Raw genomic sequence first — 1,280 nt, forward strand, 5'->3', positions numbered from 1 at the left:
AATAAAAGTTTGTATCTTGACTCGCATCTCTCTTCGTAACACTCGTTTAGTTTTCAAGGATCAATCATGAAAGCGTTTTACCGCTTCAACGTCATTTAGACTACCATATCAATCACTAGGTTGTCAACAAGCAAATTTAGATCTCCAAGAATTTCAGCATCGCGCACGATCTCGCTCGCGGCGACAAGAGCTATCTTATCACCTCCTCACGTCAGGATCAATCGCACATTTCAAACAAACCGATACAAATTCTCGATTCTGCTCACCACAGTCGATGAGAACTCCTCTAATCTCTTAGTTGTTGGTGCAGATGCGATTCTCGTCTTCTCAATTTCTCGTTACCGCATGCGAAGCAGCATGATGGCTGAACAGGAGGTTGAACCAATCCCTCAACCCGATCCCCACAACCGTTTTTCCACAACAAAAAAAGACCTGACGGAAATCCGTCAGGTCTTACAACTCCATTTTGGAGCGGGTGATGGGAATCGAACCCACGCGACCAGCTTGGAAGGCTGGAGTTCTACCATTGAACTACACCCGCAATACTGGCGTGCCCTAAGAGATTCGAACTCCTGGCCTTTTGATTCGTAGTCAAACGCTCTATCCAGCTGAGCTAAGGGCACACATATTTAAATTGAGGCAGATAGATTTTCAAAGACCCGATCGGATCGATCGGGTCTTTGCCGCCTAGCGACGACCTACTCTCCCAGGACCCTGCGGTCCAAGTACCATCGGCTCTGTGGAGCTTAACTTCTGTGTTCGGGATGGGAACAGGTGTGACCTCCACGACATTATCACTAGACATATCTGGTGGGCCCAAGAAGATTCGAACTTCCGACCTCACGATTATCAGTCGTGCGCTCTAGCCAACTGAGCTATGGGCCCAAATCAATCATATGAAGAATGGCGGAGCTGACGGGATTCGAACCCGCGGTCTCCTGCGTGACAGGCAGGCATGTTAGGCCTCTACACCACAGCTCCAGCATGGTTGCGGGGACAGGACTCGAACCTGCGACCTTCGGGTTATGAGCCCGACGAGCTGCCAACTGCTCCACCCCGCGACAATATTAAGGTTAAAAATGGTGGAGGTTGACGGGATCGAACCGCCGACCCTCTGCTTGTAAGGCAGATGCTCTCCCAGCTGAGCTAAACCTCCAAATTGCTAGTGCCAACGTTGCGAGAGAACCTCTCGCCTTTTGTCAACCTTCCTTAGAAAAAACATGGTGACCCGTACGGGATTCGAACCCGTGAATGCCGCCTTGAAAGGGCGGTGAGTTAAG

The 1,280-nt window shown here is 49.9% G+C and carries 6 tRNA genes and 1 rRNA gene; all 7 read right to left on the reverse strand.

The window, feature by feature from the left end:
- Window positions 1-467 precede the first annotated feature (467 nt).
- Window positions 468-541 (reverse strand) — tRNA-Gly (locus tag ACFSOY_RS19680).
- A gap of 5 nt (window positions 542-546) precedes the next feature.
- Window positions 547-623: transfer RNA gene (locus tag ACFSOY_RS19685), tRNA-Arg, on the reverse strand.
- A 62-nt stretch (window positions 624-685) separates the two neighbouring features.
- A 5S ribosomal RNA gene (gene rrf, locus ACFSOY_RS19690) occupies window positions 686-802 on the reverse strand.
- Between the two features lie 6 nt (window positions 803-808).
- Window positions 809-885: transfer RNA gene (locus ACFSOY_RS19695), tRNA-Ile, on the reverse strand.
- Between the two features lie 19 nt (window positions 886-904).
- Window positions 905-981, reverse strand: a tRNA-Asp gene (locus tag ACFSOY_RS19700).
- 4 nt (window positions 982-985) lie between these two features.
- Window positions 986-1,061: transfer RNA gene (locus ACFSOY_RS19705), tRNA-Met, on the reverse strand.
- Between the two features lie 19 nt (window positions 1,062-1,080).
- A tRNA-Val gene (locus ACFSOY_RS19710) sits at window positions 1,081-1,156 on the reverse strand.
- Between the last annotated feature and the right edge of the window lie 124 nt (window positions 1,157-1,280).

This window comes from Tumebacillus lipolyticus (assembly GCF_042682745.1).
Taxonomy (GTDB): domain Bacteria; phylum Bacillota; class Bacilli; order Tumebacillales; family Tumebacillaceae; genus Tumebacillus_A; species Tumebacillus_A lipolyticus.